This is a genomic window from Catenulispora acidiphila DSM 44928, assembly GCF_000024025.1.
GTDB classification, from domain to species: Bacteria; Actinomycetota; Actinomycetes; order Streptomycetales; family Catenulisporaceae; genus Catenulispora; species Catenulispora acidiphila.
Map to the genome: position 1 here is coordinate 5,927,655 of NC_013131.1, position 17,689 is coordinate 5,945,343.

Below are 17,689 nucleotides of genomic sequence, written 5' to 3' on the forward strand. Positions count from 1 at the left end.
CCCGTATGGCCCTCGGATCACGCCTGTCGCGTCTGTCCACGTTCAGACGCAAGGTGCTGGCGGCCGGCGCCGTGCTGGCGCTGACCTTCGGCATCGCCGTGGAGACGACCGCGGTTTCGCACGCCGCCGTCACCGGGCCCTGCGATATCTACGCCTCGGGCGGTACGCCGTGCGTCGCCGCGCATAGCACCACGCGCGCGCTGTACGGGTCCTACAACGGCAGCCTGTACCAAGTGCGGCGCGCCTCGGACAGTGCCACGGCGAACATCGGCGTCCTGAGCGCCGGAGGTTATGCCAACGCCGCAGCGCAGGACTCCTTCTGCGCTAACACGTCCTGCGTCATCACGGTCATCTACGACCAGTCCGGACGCGGCAACAACCTCACCGACGCCCCGGCCGGCGGCGCGGCCGGAGGACCGGACAACCTCGCCAACGCCTACGCCGCCCCGACCGTGCTCAACGGGCACAAGGCCTACGGCGTCTACGTCGCGGCCGGCACGGGCTACCGCAACGACCACACCAACGGCATCGCCACCGGCGACAACGCCGAGGGTGAGTACGCCGTCTTCGACGGTACGCACTACAACGGCGGCTGCTGCTTCGACTACGGCAACGCCGAGACCAACAACAACGACGATGGCAACGGCACCATGGAAGCCATCTACTTCGGCAACATCAAGGTCTGGGGATACGGCTCCGGAAACGGTCCGTGGATCATGGCGGACATGGAGAACGGCCTGTACTCCGGGCAGAACGCCGGCTACAACGCCAACGACCCCACGATCAACTACCGCTACACCACCGCCATCATCAAGGGCACCGCCAACAAGTGGGCGATCCGAGGCGGTAACGCACAATCCGGTGGCCTGTCCACCTTCTACAGCGGACCGCGGCCCAACGTCTCGGGCTACAACCCGATGCGCAAGCAGGGTGCGATCATCCTCGGCATCGGCGGCGACAACAGCAAGGGATCGGCGGGAACCTTCTACGAAGGCGTCATGACCTCCGGCTACCCCTCGGACGCCACCGAGAACTCGGTCCAGGCCAACATCGTCGCCGCCGGATACAGCTCCGGCTCGAGCTCCGGCGGTCTGACGCCCGGCTCGCGCATCTCGGTGCGCGCGACGACCTCATGCTGCACCAGCGACTACCTCCGCCATGACGACGCCGACACCAAGGCCGTCATCTCGGCCATCTCCTCCAGCAGCTCGGCGACCGACAAGGCCGACGCGACGTGGATCGTCCGCGCCGGTCTGGCCGACAGCTCCTGCGTGTCCTTCGAGTCCGCCAACGATTCCGGGCAGTTCCTCCGGCATTACAACTACGAGCTCTACATCGCGGCGAACGACGGATCCTCGGTGTTCGCCCAGGACGCGACGTTCTGCCCGAAGGCCGGGAACAGCGGCCAGGGCACGTCGTTCCAATCGGTGAACTACAACACCAAGTACATCCGGCACTTCAACTACACCGCCTACATCGCCAGCAACGGCGGCTCGAACGCCTGGGACAGCACCACGTCCTGGGCCGACGACACCAGCTGGGTCGTGAGCACTCCGTGGGCCTAAATCCCAGCTGATCTCACCGGCCGGTCGCGCCGTCGCCCAGGGATTCCCCCGACGGCGTGACCGGCATCTATCCACGCCATCAGCCTTCTGTGACACTTTGGCCCATGCAGATCGCCGTCATCGGAGCCGGGATCGCCGGGCTGGCCGCGACCAAGGTGCTCACCGCCGTGGGGCATGAGGTCACGACCTTCGACACCGAGCCGGAATTCGGCGGCGTGTGGAGTCCCACGCGCCACTACCCAGGTCTGACCACGCAGAACACGCGGATGACCTACGAGTACTCCGACCACCCCGCGCCGGCTTCGTGGCCCGACTACCCCAGCGCCGAGCAGTGGCACTCCTATCTGCGCAGCTACGTCGACCGCTTCGGCATCGCCGCGAACCTGCGGCTGGGCACCGGCGTCACGCTGGCCGAGCCCACCGCCGCCGGCTGGAAGGTGAGCCTGGACTCCGGTGAGAGCGTCGAGGCCGCACACCTGGTCATAGCGAACGGCGTGTTCTCGCGTCCGGCGATCCCCGACTGGCCGGGACGTGCCGGGCACGCCGATGCCGGTGGCGTCGTCAAAGCACCGTCGCAGCACCTCACCCTGGACGACGCACGCGGCAAGCACGTCGTGGTGGTCGGCTTCGGCAAGTCGGCGTGCGACACCGCGATGGCGCTGTCGACGGTCGCCGCTTCGGTCACGATGGTCCCGCGCCGACTGCTGTGGAAGGCCACGAAGGTGCTGGCCGGCAAGCATTTCGAGGACGTGGCGATGACCCGCCTGGGCGAGACGCTGTTCGCCAACCCGCGGCGCTTCGGGCCGCTGTTCGGCGCCGTGAGCAGGGCGACGGTCAAGAAGCACGGTCTGGCTGCCATAGGACTGATCCCGCCCGGGCGCTTCGATGACATCGCGTCCAGCAGCGCCAGCATGGCGACCGACGGGTTTTTCGACGCGGTGCGCGCCGGCACGATCGCGGTCCGGCGCGACCGTTCCATCGTCGAGCTGCGCGGCCAGGACGGTCCGCAAGCGGTGCTCGACGACGGCAGCGTGCTCGCCGCCGACCTGATCGTCGCCGCCACCGGCTTCGTGCAGAGCGTGCCGTTCCTGGGCTCGCCGCTCAGCGCGCAGAACGCGGACGGCGACTTCGAACTGTTCCGCAATGTCCTGCCCCACGACATCCCGAACCTGACCTTCGCCGGCTACAACACCTCGCTGATCAGCTCGCTGAGCGCCGAGGTCGGCACGACCTGGATCGCGGCGCACCTGGCCGGCGCCCTGACGCTGCCGTCGCCGACTGCCCGGAAGGTGCAGGTCGGCGCGGATCTGGAGGCACGCAAGGCGCGCATGCGCGGCAAGTACGCGAGCGGCACGGTGGTCCTCCCGCGCTCGCTGGGGAACATCGACCACATGCTGAGCGACATGCACGCCGTACTGCCGTGGCGCGTGCGGATGGCACAGTGGACGCGGCGGTCGTACTCCACCGACTTCCGGGAGACGCTGGGCGCGGCGTGGAGGACGCTGGGCTCTGGTTGATGTTCTAGTTGATATCGAACTCGTTGCCCTCAGGGTCCTTCATCCCGACCGCGTAATGGTCGAGTCCTTCCTGGCACATGACGACGGTGATGGTCGCGCCGAGGCTCGCCAGGCGCCGGGCTTCGGCATCCACGCGCTGCTTGCGGATCTCGAGCGGGTCGGACCGCTCGCCGCTGGCGTGGATGTCGATGTGCAGCCGGTTCTTCACCGCCTTCGGCTCGGTCACCACGTTGAACCAGATCGCCGGACCGCCGCCGAGCGGATCGCTGATGCGGTCCGCGCCGTCGATCAGATCCTCCTCCGGCAGCCCGAGGTCGCGGTAGTAGTCGTTCCACGTCGCGAAACCGGCCGGGGGCGGTGCGAGTTCGTAGCCCAGCGCGGCAGCCCAGAAGCGCGCCTGGCGATCGGGGTCGGTGCAGTCGATCACCAGCTGGTAGCGGACGGACATCGCCGATTCCTTCCTGGAGCCTCAGTGTTCGGGTCTTTGACCGGATCGATCATCCCGGACAGGGTTGCTGTCATGAGGAGATTCACGGAACGGATCGTTGTCCGCACGGTTTCGGTCGCGGCTTCGCTCGCCTTGGTGGCGGCGGCGCTTGGCGGGTGTTCTTCGGCTTCGAACGCGCCGACATCCTCGGTTCCGTCAGCTTCATCGACATCATCGACTCCGGCAGCTTCGTCGGCAGCGAGCACGTCCGCAAGCACCGACACCGATTCGGCGGCGTTCGCGCAGATCGCGGCGCACTATCAGGCGCAGCTCGGCGTCTACGCCGTGGACACCGGTTCGGGACGCACGGTCGGGTACCAGGCGGACCAGCGGTTCGCGTTCTGTTCGACGATCAAGGCTCTGGCCGCCGCCGAGCTCCTGCACCGTGACACCGATGCGCAACTCGCCCAGACCATCCACTACTCCGCCTCGGATCTCGTCGACTACTCCCCCGTCACCTCCCAGCACGTCAACGACGGCATGACCCTCACCGCGGTGATGACGGCGGCGATCGAGGTCAGCGACAACACCGCGCTGAACCTCATGCTCGATCGGCTCGGCGGACCGGCGGGGTTGCAGACGGCATTGCGCGGCATGAATGACGCGACGACCGATGCCGACCGTCCCGAGCCGGCGGTCAACTCCGCGGTGCCGGGCGACGTGCGCGACACCAGCACACCCCGTGCCATGGCTGAGGATTTGCGCGCGTATGTACTTGGCAACGCGCTGTCCCCGCAGCGGCGTGCGTTGCTGACCTCGTGGCTGACGGCGAACACCACCGGCGGCCCGTACATCAGGGCTGCGGTGCCGGCGGGCTGGACGGTCGGGGACAAGACCGGCAACGGCGACTACGGCACGCGCAACGACATCGCCGTCCTGTGGCCGCCGCACCGCGCGCCGATCGTGATCGCAGTGCTCTCCCATCGCGACGGCAAGGACGCGACCTCCGCCGACGCCCTGATCGCCGACGCCACGAAGGTCGCCCTTCAGCAGCTCGGGTGAGCTGCGCGCCGGCGCGCGGCGGACGGACAGGCGCGTGAAGATGGGTCCATCACCAGAAGGGACACCGCGATGGACTCTGAGGCCCGCACAAAGGCCGCGATCGAGGAGCACTGGCAGGCATCGGAGCGCGGAGACGTCGAGGCCGAGCACGCGCTCTACGCCGAGGACGCGATCCTGGACTACCCGCAGTCCGGCGAGCGGTTCCGCGGCCGGGCCACGATCGCGGCGCAGCGCGGCGGGCATCCCGCCGATCGGCACTTCACCGTGCTACGGATCACCGGGGTGCGGGATCTGTGGGTGAGCGAGTGCGTCATCACCTATGACGGCGTGCCGAGCTACTCGGTGAGCATCATGCAGTTCGCCGGCGAGCAGGTGGTCCATGAGACGCAGTACTTCGGCGACGCTTTCGGCGCGCCGACCTGGCGCGCGGCCATCGCCGAGCCGATGCCGGGGCGGGACATCACGAAGGCGTGATCTGTCTGGGCCGACGGTCCCGAGAACTGTCCCCATCAGGACTTCGGGGCGCGTGTTCACCTACGATGAGACAACCGGGTGAACATGGCAGCACATCGTCGTGCGGAAGGCCACGGATGGAACGAGACGGCGGAGCCTCGCGGAGTGATCGTCCAGGAGGGCGCGCCGACGCCCTGCTCGGTACCGTCGCGTCGTTGAGCTCCGAGCTGCTGCTCGACGTGCTCGCCGAAGCTCCGGTCGGGATGGGCCTGCTCGACGCGGAACTGCGTTGGGTCTACGCCAACGCCGCCTTCTTCAGCACGACCGACCTGGCGGCGTCTCAGATTCTGAACAGGCCGGTCGTCGCGACGCCGTTCGCCGCCGATCTGCCCGCGATCAGCCGGGTGCTGCTCGGCGGGAACGTCCGGGACGACGCCGACGGCGGCGCGTCCGGACCGGTCACCGCGACGGCGACCGGCTGGCACGTCCGCTATCGGCGGTTGGCGGCCGACGGCCGGATCACCGGGGTCGTGGCGGCCGTGACCGGGCCCGCGACGCCTGAGCAGACCGGTCTCGACCTGGCGCGGCGCCGATTGGCTGTGCAGGGTGCCGCCGCCGAGCGCATCGGCACTACGCTGGACGTGGACATCACCTGCATCGAGGTGGCCGAGTTCACCGTGCCGACGATGGCCGATCTGACGATCGTCGAGGTGATGCCGTATGGGATCGCCGATCGCGGCGCCGGTCCGGGCCCGGGTCCGAGCGGTTCCGGCTCGTTGGAGGCGCCCCGGCTGCGCCGGGCGGCCCTGGCCTGCGCTCCGGATCTGCGCCGCCGGCTCGGCGCGCTCGCCCTGCCCGGCGCCTCGGTGCGGCCCGGTGCCGAATCGGCGGTCGCGCGGAGTCTGGCCGAGAGCCGGTTAGTGGTCGGCAACCAGTTGTCCGACAGGGAGTTGGAAGACTGGGCAGAGAGCGTCGAAGCCCTGGCCGCCTATCGGATGGCCGGTGTGGACTCGATCCTCGCTGTTCCGTTGAGTGCGCGCGGGCAGCTGGTCGGCGTGATGACGCTGGCGCGCAGCAGCCGTGGCGGCTCGCCGGGGTTCAGCGACGACGACACCGTGCTGATCCAAGACCTCGCCGATCGGGCCGCGGTCAGTATCGAGAACGCGCGGCAGTACGCCGACTCCCAGAGCGTGACGCTGGAGCTGCAGCGTGCGCTGCTGGTCGAGCCGGGGCGTCCGCACGCGAACCTCGAAGTCGCCGCGCGCTACCTGCCCTCCGGCAACCGCGCGCTGGTCGGCGGCGACTGGTACGAGATCGTCCGGCTGCCGTTCGGACGGACGCTGCTGGTGATGGGCGACGTCATGGGACACGGCGTCGAGGCGGCGGTCGACATGAGCATCTATCGCTCGGCGATCCGTGACGCCGGGGGCATGGACCTGCCACCGCACGGGATTCTGCGGCATCTGGACACCCTGATCTCGCAGGACGAGTCGGCGCGGCCGGCGACGTGCCTGCTCGGCGTCGCCGATCCGAACCGGGGGCGCTGGACGTTCGCCAGCGCCGGGCATCTGCCGCCGGCGCTGTTCTCCGCGGGGCGCCCGACCGAGTTGGTCGCCATTCCCACCGGTCCGCCGCTGGGGACCGGGTACGGCGGGTACGAGCAGGCGATCGTCGATCTGCGAGCCGATCAGGTGTTGTTGATGTACACCGACGGTCTCGTGGAGCGGCGCGGCGAGGACATCGACGTCTCCCTCGCCCGGCTCGCAGCACTGCCGCTGCCCGCCGGGGGCGGGTTGGAGGATCTTCTCGACGACGCGCTGCGGCTGGTCGCGCCGCCTGCGGTCGAGGACGACATCGCGATTCTGGCCACTCGCGCGACGCCTCGGTAAGTCAGGCAGTTGCGCAACAAGAATCCGTAGACGGCGGGTTTCCTGGCATTTAGCATCAGCGCCGTTCACCCACGCAATAGGTGTTCATGTATGTGAACACCGTCCCGCCAGGAGGCTTCTTTTGCGGCACGCGTCCCAGTCCGGCGGTCTCCGCCGCCGAACGTCGATCGTCGCGGCCGCGGTGGTGCTGTCCGCCGCGGCCGCGATCCCCACGGCCTTGGCCGCGCAGGCTCCGTCGGCGGCTGCCGCGGTCGCCAGCCCGACCGCGAGCGCGGTCATCAGCGTCTCGAGCGCCGGTACCGGTACGGCGCTGACGAATGCCGACGTCGGTCTGTCCTACGAAGCGTCCTTCCTCGCCTTGCCGGGCTTCGGGCAAGGTAACCAGTTCCAGTACCTCAAGACCCTGGGAACCTCGGTCGTGCGTATCGGCGGCAACCAGGTCGACCGGAGCTTCTGGACGTCCACCAATGAGGCGCAGCCCTCGTGGGCGGACGCCACGATCACCCCCGCCGATCTGACCGCGCTGGCGAACCTGGCCACGAAGAGCGGCTGGAAGGTGATCCTGGGTGTGACCATGAAGGAGTACGACCCGGCCCGCGCCGCCGACGAGGCCAAGCACGCCGCGGCCGCGCTCGGCTCGTCGTTGCAGGACATCGAGATCGGCAACGAGCCGGACCTGTATCCGCAGTACAGCGGCAACTCCGCGCAGTACGTCACCGACTTCCACGCCTACGTGCGGGCGATCACCGCCGCGGCGCCCGGGGTGAAGATCGAGGGCAGCGACGCCGCGACGTCGCCGACCGGCGCGCTGCAGACGGCGTTCGTCAACGACCAGGCGTCGATGGCGAGCCCGCAAATCAGCGAGCTGACGAGCCACCATTACCCGCTGTCGAACTGTGGCAGTCCGAACCCGGCGCCGAGCATCGCCGACCTGCTGTCCTCCTCGACGCACGCGAAGGAGACCTCGGCGGCCGACAGCGCGGTGACGGTCGCGAAGCGGCTGGCGCTGCCGGCGGTCATCGACGAGGGCAACTCGGTGGTGTGCAGCGGGATTCAGGGCGTGTCGGACGTCTACGCCTCGGCGCTGTGGGCGGTGGACGAGGAGCTGAACTTCGCGCAGGAGGGTGCGGCCGGGTACTACATGCACGGCACTGTGACGCAGTGCTACGGCACGACGAGCTACCCGTACTACACGCCGCTGTGCGCGGCGACCGCGGCGGATGCCGCTGCCGGCAACGTGTCCGCGCAGCCGGAGTACTACGGGCTGGCAGCGGTGCACGCCGCGGGCACGGGCAACTTCCTGCAGGTCAACAACCCGTCTTCGGCGACGGTGCGCGCCTACGCGATCCAGCATGCTGACAAGTCGGTCACGGTGGTGCTGGACAACGTGGCGGATCCGGCGTCCAACGGCGCGACGAGCGTGCAGCTGAACCTGCCGCAGACGTTCGGATCGGCGTCGCGGTTCGACCTGTCGGCGTCCAGCCTGACCACCAGGAGCGGGATCACGCTCGGCGGCAAGACGGTGCAGTCCGACGGGACGCTGCCCGCGCCGGCGACGACGTCGTCCTCGGTCGGCTCGAACACCTTCTCCGCCTCCGTCCCGGCCGGCGACACGGCGCTGATCACCTTCTCCGCACCGTCCGGCGCGAGCCCGACCACGCTGGTCGGCAGCCCGTCCGGGAAGTGCCTGTCGGTCACCGGCGGTTCCACCGCGCCCGGGACGACGTCGGACATCTACACGTGCAACGCCAGTGCCGGCGAGAGCTGGCTGGTCAACGCCAACGGGACGGTCACCGGCGCGTTCAGCGGTCTGTGTCTGGAGGTGCAGGGAAGCGCGACGGCGGACAAGTCGTATGTGGGTGTGAACACGTGCACCGGCGCGGCGAACCAGCAGTGGATGGTGCACTCGGCGCCGGGTGCGGCCGGGACGATCGTCGGGGCGCAGTCCGAGAAGTGCCTGAGCGTGTTCGGGGCGTCGACGGCCAACTATGCGCTCGCTGAGATCTACACGTGCAACGGGAGCTCGAGTGAGAACTGGAGCGAGCACTAGGTTGGCGGCGCCCACGATTCCCACATAGTCGACCGCGTTTGCTCCCGCCCCGCGCACCTGTCAGGATCACGTTTTCGTGATCGCTGACGCCGCGGGGCCATCCTCGCAGACCACCACCGGTGCCGACCCGGACGCCGGGCACCGGACGCACAAGGCCGGCGCGGCCGCGCTGATGCTCGGCGCGCTGGGGGTCGTGTTCGGGGACATCGGGACCAGCCCGCTGTACGCGATGCAGACGGTGTTCACCGCCGACAACAGGGCGGTGGGCACCTCTGCCGACCAGGTCTACGGGGTGGTGTCGCTGATCTTCTGGGCGATCACGCTGATCGTGTCGATCAAGTACGTGAGCTTCATCCTGCGGACCGACAACGACGGCGAGGGCGGCATCATGGCCCTGACCGCCCTGATCCAGAAGCTGGACTTCCGCTCCACCCGGAGCAAGATACTGCTGGTCGCGCTCGGGATACTCGGTGCGTCGCTGTTCTACGGCGACGGCATGATCACCCCGGCGATCTCGGTGTTGTCGGCGGTCGAAGGGCTCAAGGTCTCGGCGCCGGGACTCAAGGACTACGTCGTGCCGCTGACCGTGGTGATCGTCATCGGGCTGTTCGCCATCCAGAAGTTCGGCACGGCGCTGGTCGGCGGGCTGTTCGGACCGGTGATGACGGTCTGGTTCCTGATCATCGGCGTGGCCGGGGCGTCGGAGATCGCGGCGCACCCGGGCATCGTCAGGGCCCTGTCCCCCACCTACGGCGCGCAGTTCCTGGTGCACCACGGCGTCGTGGCGTTCATCGCGCTGGCCTCGGTGGTGCTGGCGGTGACCGGCGCCGAGGCGCTGTACGCCGACATGGGCCACTTCGGGCGCAAACCGATCCACCGCGCCTGGTTCTTCATGGTGTTCCCGGCGCTGACGCTGAACTACCTGGGGCAGGGCTCGCTGATCCTGCGCCGCCCGGAGACCGTCTCCAACCCCTTCTTCCTGCTGATGCCGAGCTGGTCGCAACTGCCGATGGTGATCCTGGCCACGATAGCGACGGTCATCGCCTCGCAGGCGGTCATTTCCGGGGCTTTCAGTGTGACCCGGCAGGCGATGCAGCTGGGCTTCCTGCCGCACATGACCATCCGGCACACCTCCGAGCACGAGATCGGGCAGGTCTACGTCCCGGTCGTGAACTGGTTCCTGTGCTGCACGGTCACGGTGCTGGTCATCGGCTTCGGCTCCTCGGCGTCGCTGGCGTCCGCCTACGGCGTCGCGGTGACGGCGACGTTCATGCTGAACACCATCCTGTTCCTGGCGGTCGCACGGGTCCTCAAGGGCGTCGCGCCCTGGAAGATCGCGGTGGGCGCGGTCCTGTTCCTGACCACCGAGACCGCGTTCTTCGCGGCCAACCTCACCAAGGTGATCCACGGCGGCTGGCTGCCGCTGCTGGTCGCGACGTTCGTCTTCACCGTGCTGAGCACCTGGCGCCGCGGCCGTGCGATCGTCACCCCGAACCGCACCACGCTGGAGGGCCCCCTGCGCCCCTTCGTGGACGAGGTGGACGCCCTGGAGCCGCCGATCCACCGCGTGGACGGCGTCGCGGTGTTCCTCAACGCCAACATCGAGACCACGCCGCTGGCCCTGCGCGCCAACGTCGAGCACAACCACGCGCTGCACAAGACCGTGGTCATCCTGTCGATGATGGTGGAGAAGGTCCCGCACGTCCCAGCCGCCGAACGCCTGGTCTTCGACGACCTCGGCCACACCGACGACGGCATCATCCACCTCACCGCCCGCCTGGGCTTCCAGGACGAACCCGACGTCCCCCGCCTCCTGCGCCAAGCCGTCGACCACCCCGACGCCGGCGAGATCGCCGGCATCGACGTGGACACGGTGTCGTACTTCCTGTCCCGCATCGCCATCGTCCGCACGAACGCCAAGGGGATGCGCTCGTGGCGCAAGCGGCTGTTCCTGACGATCGCGCACAACGCGGCGAGTCCGGTGAACTACTTCGGCTTGCCGGCTGATCGGTGCGTGATCATGGGAGCGCATGTGCCGGTGTAGGCGGTAGCCGGGGTCGTTGAGGCGGGCTGGTCGAGGCTGGGTGGTCGAGGCAGGTCGTCAGGGCCGTCTTTCGCCTGGCGCCGCCTCGCACCTCGACTGATCATGAAGACATGCCCGATCTCGCACTCGTCTCCGGCGCCACCGGCTACATCGGCGGGCGGCTGGTCCCCGAGCTGCTCGGCAGCGGGTTCGCCGTGCGGTGCATGGCCCGCGATCCGGGGCGTCTGCGTGATCATCCCTGGTTCGACGCGGTGCAGACCGTGCGGGCGGACGTGACCGAGCCCGCCGAGCTGGCGCAGGCGTTCGAGGGGGTCACGGTCGCGTACTACTTGATCCACTCGCTGGGTAGCGGCGCCGGTTTCGAGCAGACCGAGGCACGGTCCGCGCGCGGGTTCGGCGCGGCGGCGCGTGCGGCCGGAGTGAAGCGGATCGTATACCTCGGCGGGATCGTGCCCGAAGGGGTCCCGATCGGTGCGCTGTCGCAACATCTGCGCTCGCGGGTGCGGGTCGGGGAGATCCTGCGGGACAGCGGCGTGCCGACGGTGGAGCTGCGGGCGGCGGTGGTGATCGGGTCGGGGTCGGCGTCGTTCGAGATGGTGCGCTACCTCACCGAGCGGCTGCCGGTGATGGTCACGCCGCGGTGGGTGCGGACCCGGGTGCAGCCGATCGCGGTCCGCGACGTGCTGCGCTGCCTGGTCGGCGCCGCCGCCGCGCCGGAGGGGGCGGTCGGCGGCGGCGGGGTGTTCGACATCGGCGGTCCGGAGGTGCTGACCTACCGGCAGATGATGCAGCGCTACGCGCGCGTGGCCGGGCTGCCGCGCCGCCTGATCATCCCGGTGCCGCTGCTGACCACCGGCTTGTCGAGCCTGTGGGTCGGGGCGGTGACGCCGGTCCCGGCCGCGATCGCGCGGCCGCTGGTGGAATCGCTGCGGCACGAGGTGGTGTGCCGGAACCGGCGGATCACCCGGCTGGTCCCCGACCTCCCGCAGGGCCTGCTCTGCTTCGACGAGGCGGTGCGCCTGGCCCGGACCCGGCTGCGCGACGCCGACGTGGCCACCCACTGGGCCTCGGCCTCCCCGCCCGGCGCCCCCAGCGAGCCGCTGCCGACCGACCCCGACTGGACCGGCGGCACCGTGTACGAAGACGCTCGCACCTTCCTGCTGGCCGCGCCGCCGGAGGGAGTGTGGCGGGCCGTGGAGGGCATCGGCGGGGAGACCGGCTGGTACTCCTTCCCCCTGGCCTGGGCCGCACGCGGCTGGCTCGACCAGCTCAGCGGCGGCGTCGGCCTGCGCCGGGGACGGCGCGACCCGCGCACCCTGCGCCTCGGCGACGCCCTGGACTTCTGGCGGGTCGAGGCCATCGACCGCGGCCGGCTGCTCCGCCTGCGCGCCGAGATGAAGATGCCCGGCCTGGGCTGGCTGGAGCTGCTGGTGGCCCCGGCCGACGAAGGACGAACACGCTACACGCAGCGCGCCGTGTTCCTGCCCCGAGGCCTGTTCGGACACCTCTACTGGTGGTCGATGCGGCCATTCCACTCGGTCATCTACCGAGGCATGGCGCGCACCATCGCCCGCGTCGCGCGCGAGAGCGCCGGACGGGAGGAACCGCGAGCCGGACTGACCACCGACGCCGCGAAAGCCTCGGCGCCAGGACCGATACCGGCAGGTGGAGACGACCCGAGAGACCGGCGCTCATGACCGGTGGGTGAGTCGCGTCGCTGGGGCACCTGCGCGGCCGGCCGCCCCAGGGCCGGCTGCCGGCTGCCGGTACTGGCGCTGGCGCTGGCGGCATCGGCGGACGCGAGGGATTGACCAACCGCACAGACCACCCTGAAGGCGTGGTCAGGACCCTGATCCGCGACCCCGCAGATCTGCCGCCACCTCGCGAGCGGCTCGGGCTCCGGACGCCATCGCCCCCTGCACCGATCCAGTGGCGCGGTGGTCACCGCATACGTACCGCCTCGGCGCGATTCGCGTCGGCCTGCTCAGCGGCCAGGGCGGCAGCATCGCCGGCAGGGCGTCGGGCACATGGTAGGTCGCCAGCAGCTCCCAGGCGACGGTGTCAGTGCGGTAGATCTCGCTCAGCACGTCGGGCAGCGGCAGCTCCGCGTGCTCGGGCGGCGCGCCGAGTACCGACGTCGCGATCAGGGCGCGTCCGTCCGGGCTGTAGTCCGGGCACACGTCGCTGAGGACGACCGTGTTCAGGATTCGCATACGCTCGTCGACGATGATGGCCGGTTCTCCCAGCGGCGTGCGCGCGGCGACGTGGTAGTACGTCGTGACCGTGCGCGTCGCCACCTGTGGGATGGCCGGGACCAGCTCGGCGGCCTGGCGCGGACCGGTCGCCACGACCACCGCCGCCGCGGCGTGCTCCCCGCCGTCCGCCAGCGCCACACCCTCGTCGGTCACCGCGGCGACCGGCGTCTCCAGCCGCAGGCACTTGGCCGGGAGTGCGTCGGCGAGCTGCGCCGGCACGGCTCCGATCCCGGCCGCGGGCAGCGCAAGGCGGCCGCGGAGCATGCTGCGCCACACCAGGTGCAGCATGCGGCTGGAGGTCTCCAGGTCCGGTTCGAGGAACACGCCCGCGAAGAAGGGCCGCAGCACCCGATCGATGAACTCCGCCGACAGCCCGGCGCCGCGCAGGCCGGCGTACGCCGACTCGTCCCTCTGCTCCTTCAGACGCCGCACCGGCAGCGCTCCGTCGCGCACGCTCATCGCCGACAGCGCCGCCAGATCGCGCACCGAACCTGGAAGCCCGGCGTTCCACACGTCCTTGACGACGCGCCGGTCGGACGCCGGGTTGGCGATCCGCGCGCGCCCCTTGGCGCCGTGCAGCAGCATGCCCTGATAGAAGGGGTGAAGATCCAGCGCCGCCAGCGCCACCCGTTTGCGGACCTGCGGATAGGCGGGGTTGAGGACCTGGAATCCCCGGTCTAGGACGAACCCGTCCCGGCGGTCGGAGCGCATGCGTCCGCCAGGCTGGTCCGAGGCTTCCACGATCGTGACGTCAAAGCCCTGCGCCACCAGGTCGGCGGCGCACACCAGACCGGCGACACCCGCGCCGACGACCACGACTTCGTCTGTCTTCACAGCCGCCACCCTGACACAGCCGCGCCGCGCGGCAGCGTGTCCGGCGGCTGACACGCCGCCGGCGCTCCGCCGCCCGCGAGTAAAGCTGGTTTACGCGTTCATTGACGCGCGCCGTCTCCAGCGCGACACTGAGGCCGCGAGATTCATAACCCTGTCACTATTTCAGGTATGTGAAATGTCCTCATCAGGTGGAACGGGAGACCTCTGTGAAACGCCGAACGACGCCCCGGATCATCGCCGCCCTCGTGCTCGTCGCGGGTGTGCTGACGCCGTCCGCCGTGGCCTCCGCCGCGACCGCCGCGCATCAGGGCCCGGCCCTCCGTCCGCTTCCGGTGCCGGCGACGGTCGTCCTGGACGGCTACCGGCTGGCGCTGACCCGGGACCTGGTGCGGGTCGGGCTGCCGTCGCTGAACGCGCCGCTGGCCGAGCTGCGCACCCAGGCCGACGCCGCCCTGACCGCCGGGCCCTGGTCGGTGATGGACAAGCCCGAGCTGCCGCCGAGCAATGACAAGCACGACTACCTGAGCCAGGCTCCTTACTGGTGGCCGACGCAGCCGGCGACCGCGGCCAACCCGTGGGGCTGCCCGTACGTGCAGCGCGACGGCGTCCGCAACCCGGCGATCGACGACATCACCGACCACGCCGAGCGCGGCGAGATGTTCAACGCCGTCTACGACCTCACGCTGGCCTGGTACTACACCGGCGATGCCGCCTACGCGCAGCGCGCGGCGCTGGACCTGCGCACCTGGTTCGTCGACCCGGCCACGCGCATGAACCCGAGCCTGGACTTCACGCAGGGCATCCCCTGCATGGTCACCGGCCGGGGCATCGGCATCATCGACTTCTCCCAGCAGTTCACCGACCTGCTGGACGCGGTCGCGCTGCTGGACACCGGCGCGCCGGGCTGGTCCTCGGCGGACCGGGCCGGGATGACCACCTGGAACAAGCAGTTCCTCAGCTGGCTGCAGACCAGCAAGAACGCCTCGGACGAGGCGGCGTCGACCAACAACCACGGCTCGTTCTTCGACATGCAGGAGGCCGCGCTCGCGCTGGCGACCGGGCAGCGCACGCTGGCCCGCTCCATCGTGACGACGGCGGAGACCCAGCGGCTGAACGTGCAGATCGCGGCGGACGGCAGCCTGCCGCTGGAGCTGTCCCGGACGCGCAGCTTCCACTATTCGACGTTCGACCTGGTGGCGCTGACCCGGCTGGCGATGATCGGCCAGCATGTCGGGGTCGATCTGTGGCACTACAGCACGCCGGGCGGCGGCACGTTGTTCAAGGCGGTGGACTTCGTCGTGCCGGCGGCTACCGGACAAGCCGCGTGGACGTATCCGGAACTCCAGTTCCAAGCGTTCGCGGCGGTCGATGACATCCACGCCGCGGCCGACGCCGGGGACCGGACGGCGCGCGCCGCTGTGGCGAAGCTGCCGACGCCGCCCGGCGGCGACCTGTGGTTGCTGCGTCCGGCGCCCGAGCAGTTGGATCCGATCAGCGGTTCCTGATAATTCGGCGTGCAGCTCAGAGCTTCGGCTGCCGGTCTCCGCGATGCGTTTTCCGCCGCGTAGACCGGCAGTCGAGCCGCGCCGCGCCGCTTCCGAACCAGCCTGCTTCAGCCGTATGAGTGAGTGCCTGCGGCTAATGCGCGGATCTGTAGCGAGTCAGACCTCGCAGCCATAGCCTTGGGGAGTGAAGTCCCCAGCGGTCCCGCAGCAGGGGGCCACGGCCCCGGTCGGCGGCGTCATCGGCACCCACGAGCTGACCAAGGTCTACCGGGACACGGACTTCGCCGCCGTCGACCGGCTGGACCTGGAGGTGCGGCCGGGCGAGATCTTCGGTCTGCTCGGCCCGAACGGCGCGGGCAAGACCACCACGGTCGGGATGCTCACCACCCGGGTGGTGCCGACCTCGGGGCGGGCGTTCGTCGGCGAGGTGGACGTGGTCGCGCGGCCGGCGCTGGCCAAGCAGCTGATCGGCGTGGTCTCGCAGCAGAACACCCTGGACCGGCAGCTCACCGTCTGGGAGAACCTGTACGTCCACGGACTCCTCTTCGGCATCGCGCGCGCCGAGTCCCGCCGCACCGCCGACCGCCTGCTGGAGCAGTTCCATCTGGCCAAGTGGGCCAAGGCCTCGGTGTTCGCGCTGTCCGGCGGCATGGCGCAGCGCCTCATGGTCGCCCGCGCCATCTTCCATCGACCGGCGGTGCTGTTCCTGGACGAGCCGACCGCCGGGCTGGATCCGCAGAGCCGGCTGGCGCTGTGGGACATCCTCGGCGAACTCAACGCCGACGGCCAGACCATCCTGCTGACCACGCATTACATGGAGGAAGCCGACCGCTTGTGCGAGCGCGTGGCCATCATGGACCACGGCCGCATCCTGGCGCTGGGCACCCCGGCCGAGCTCAAGCACGAGATCGACGCGGACACCATCGTGACGCTCCGGGCTCGCGGCGACCTCGAGGCGCTCGGCGCCGCGTTGCGGGAGGCGGTCGCGGGGGTCACGGCGCTGCGGGCTTCCGGGGACAGCTTGGAGATGCATCTGCGCGGGGCGGACGGCGCGCTGGCGCGGATCGTCACCGCCGCCGAGAGCGCCGGCTACGACGTGGCCGACCTGTCGGTGGCCGCGCCGAGCCTGGAGGACGTGTTCATCGGCCTGACCGGTAAGGAGCTGAGGGACTGATGGCCGCGCGAACCGAGACCGTGCGCGGCACGGGACAGCAGATCGGCTCCCGCCCGAGGCGTTCGGCGGCTGCGGCGTCGCGCACGGCGCTGGGCGCGCTGATCCTGCGGGACCTGATGGTGCTCAAGAAGAATTTCTGGGAGTTCGTCGCGCGCACCGTGATCCAGCCGTTCCTGCTGGTCTTCGTGTTCTTGTACGTCTTCCCCACCATCGGCCAGGGCATCGGCGGCGGAGGCGGCACGCGCAGCGAGTCGGCGTTCGCCACGGTACTGGTCCCGGGCGTGGTCGGCATCGCGATCATGTTCCAGGGCATCCAGGCGGTGGCACTCCAACTGGCGGCGGAGTTCGGCTACACCCGCGAGATCGAGGACCGCGTCCAGGCGCCCTGCCCGATCTGGCTGGTCGCGCTGGCGAAGGTCTTCTCCGGCGCGGTACAGGGCATGATCTCGGCCGTGCTGGTGTTCCCCATCGCCGCGGTGGTGCACGCGAAGGGCGTACACGCGGACCTGTCGTACCACTGGTGGATCCTGCTCACGCTGCTCCCCCTGGCCTGCGTGGCGATGACCTCGCTCGGGCTGCTCCTGGGCACCACCTTCGAGGCGCGCAACATCGGACTGATGTTCGGATTCGTGGTACTGCCCCTGACCTTCCTCGGCGGCACCTACTACCAGTGGACCCGCCTGGCACCGGTCAAGGTCGGCGGCTTCCCCTGGCTCCAGACCCTGGTCCTCATCAACCCCCTGATCTACATCAACGAGGGCATGCGCGCGGCCCTGACCGACGCACCACACATGCATCTGTATGTGGTGTACCCGGTACTGATCGCCTTCCTGGCACTCTTCCTGGGCTGGGGACTGCGGAACTTCCGGCGCCGGGTGCTCTCGTAAGCGGCGCTCGCATCATCGCCAAGCATC

13 protein-coding genes are annotated in these 17,689 nt (G+C 69.8%); 11 read left to right on the plus strand and 2 right to left on the minus strand.

Translation table 11 applies throughout. The features are described from left to right. Positions 1 to 5: 5 nt before the first annotated feature. Together CACI_RS25515 and CACI_RS25520 are read left to right on the plus strand one after the other, a co-directional pair. Complete coding sequence (locus tag CACI_RS25515) at positions 6 to 1,565, plus strand: alpha-L-arabinofuranosidase B (protein WP_015793748.1); 1,560 nt, start codon at positions 6 to 8, stop codon at positions 1,563 to 1,565. A gap of 104 nt (positions 1,566 to 1,669) precedes the next feature. Beyond that, positions 1,670 to 3,082 (plus strand): flavin-containing monooxygenase, encoded by a 1,413-nt coding sequence (locus CACI_RS25520; protein ID WP_015793749.1) that lies wholly within the window; start codon positions 1,670 to 1,672, stop codon positions 3,080 to 3,082. A 4-nt stretch (positions 3,083 to 3,086) separates the two neighbouring features. Here CACI_RS25520 and CACI_RS25525 read toward each other — a convergent pair whose 3' ends face one another. Next, positions 3,087 to 3,530: a VOC family protein gene (locus tag CACI_RS25525; protein WP_015793750.1), complete on the minus strand. Its 444-nt coding sequence runs from the start codon at positions 3,528 to 3,530 to the stop codon at positions 3,087 to 3,089. A 72-nt stretch (positions 3,531 to 3,602) separates the two neighbouring features. Here CACI_RS25525 and bla point away from each other — a divergent pair, with 72 nt between their 5' ends. The 6 genes from bla (at position 3,603) to CACI_RS25555 (ending at position 12,704) form a co-directional block, all read left to right on the plus strand. Then, the gene (gene bla, locus CACI_RS25530) at positions 3,603 to 4,571 is read left to right on the plus strand and encodes a class A beta-lactamase (RefSeq protein ID WP_015793751.1); all 969 of its coding nucleotides are present in this window, start codon (positions 3,603 to 3,605) and stop codon (positions 4,569 to 4,571) included. A 69-nt stretch (positions 4,572 to 4,640) separates the two neighbouring features. After that, positions 4,641 to 5,045, plus strand: a complete 405-nt coding sequence (locus tag CACI_RS25535; protein ID WP_015793752.1) for a nuclear transport factor 2 family protein — start codon at positions 4,641 to 4,643, stop codon at positions 5,043 to 5,045. A 194-nt stretch (positions 5,046 to 5,239) separates the two neighbouring features. After that, a complete protein-coding gene (locus CACI_RS25540; protein WP_190276633.1) occupies positions 5,240 to 6,913 on the plus strand; it encodes a PP2C family protein-serine/threonine phosphatase in 1,674 nt (557 codons plus the stop codon). Positions 6,914 to 7,034: 121 nt separating this feature from the next. Further along, on the plus strand, positions 7,035 to 8,963 hold the full coding sequence (locus CACI_RS25545) for a glycosyl hydrolase family protein (protein WP_015793754.1): 1,929 nt from the start codon (positions 7,035 to 7,037) through the stop codon (positions 8,961 to 8,963). Positions 8,964 to 9,039: 76 nt separating this feature from the next. Beyond that, positions 9,040 to 11,007 (plus strand): potassium transporter Kup, encoded by a 1,968-nt coding sequence (locus tag CACI_RS25550; RefSeq protein WP_015793755.1) that lies wholly within the window; start codon positions 9,040 to 9,042, stop codon positions 11,005 to 11,007. Between the two features lie 110 nt (positions 11,008 to 11,117). Continuing rightward, a complete protein-coding gene (locus CACI_RS25555) occupies positions 11,118 to 12,704 on the plus strand; it encodes an SDR family oxidoreductase (RefSeq protein WP_015793756.1) in 1,587 nt (528 codons plus the stop codon). Positions 12,705 to 12,848: 144 nt separating this feature from the next. Here the strand turns inward: CACI_RS25555 and CACI_RS25560 are convergent, their stop codons facing one another. Next, entirely contained in the window at positions 12,849 to 14,096 is a 1,248-nt protein-coding gene (locus CACI_RS25560; RefSeq protein WP_223297234.1) for an NAD(P)/FAD-dependent oxidoreductase, read from the minus strand. Between the two features lie 206 nt (positions 14,097 to 14,302). On the opposite strand from CACI_RS25560, the gene CACI_RS25565 reads away from it, so the two are divergent. From CACI_RS25565 to CACI_RS25575, 3 genes are all read left to right on the plus strand, one after another. Next, complete coding sequence (locus CACI_RS25565; RefSeq protein ID WP_015793758.1) at positions 14,303 to 15,601, plus strand: alginate lyase family protein; 1,299 nt, start codon at positions 14,303 to 14,305, stop codon at positions 15,599 to 15,601. A gap of 184 nt (positions 15,602 to 15,785) precedes the next feature. Next, positions 15,786 to 16,775 (plus strand): daunorubicin resistance protein DrrA family ABC transporter ATP-binding protein, encoded by a 990-nt coding sequence (locus tag CACI_RS25570; protein WP_015793759.1) that lies wholly within the window; start codon positions 15,786 to 15,788, stop codon positions 16,773 to 16,775. Further along, entirely contained in the window at positions 16,775 to 17,662 is an 888-nt protein-coding gene (locus tag CACI_RS25575) for an ABC transporter permease (protein WP_015793760.1), read from the plus strand. The genes CACI_RS25570 and CACI_RS25575 overlap by 1 nt, the downstream gene beginning before the upstream one ends. Positions 17,663 to 17,689 lie beyond the last annotated feature (27 nt).

Excerpts from the sequence above, each read along its gene's own strand:
- CACI_RS25520 (WP_015793749.1), top strand. The coding sequence starts at position 1,670 with ATGCAGATCGCCGTCATCGGAGCCGGGATCGCCGGGCTGGCCGCGACC.
- CACI_RS25535 (WP_015793752.1), top strand. The coding sequence starts at position 4,641 with ATGGACTCTGAGGCCCGCACAAAGGCCGCGATCGAGGAGCACTGGCAG.
- CACI_RS25555 (WP_015793756.1), top strand. The coding sequence starts at position 11,118 with ATGCCCGATCTCGCACTCGTCTCCGGCGCCACCGGCTACATCGGCGGG.
- CACI_RS25515 (WP_015793748.1), top strand. The coding sequence starts at position 6 with ATGGCCCTCGGATCACGCCTGTCGCGTCTGTCCACGTTCAGACGCAAG.
- CACI_RS25525 (WP_015793750.1), bottom strand. The coding sequence starts at position 3,530 with ATGTCCGTCCGCTACCAGCTGGTGATCGACTGCACCGACCCCGATCGC.
- bla (WP_015793751.1), top strand. The coding sequence starts at position 3,603 with ATGAGGAGATTCACGGAACGGATCGTTGTCCGCACGGTTTCGGTCGCG.
- CACI_RS25575 (WP_015793760.1), top strand. The coding sequence starts at position 16,775 with ATGGCCGCGCGAACCGAGACCGTGCGCGGCACGGGACAGCAGATCGGC.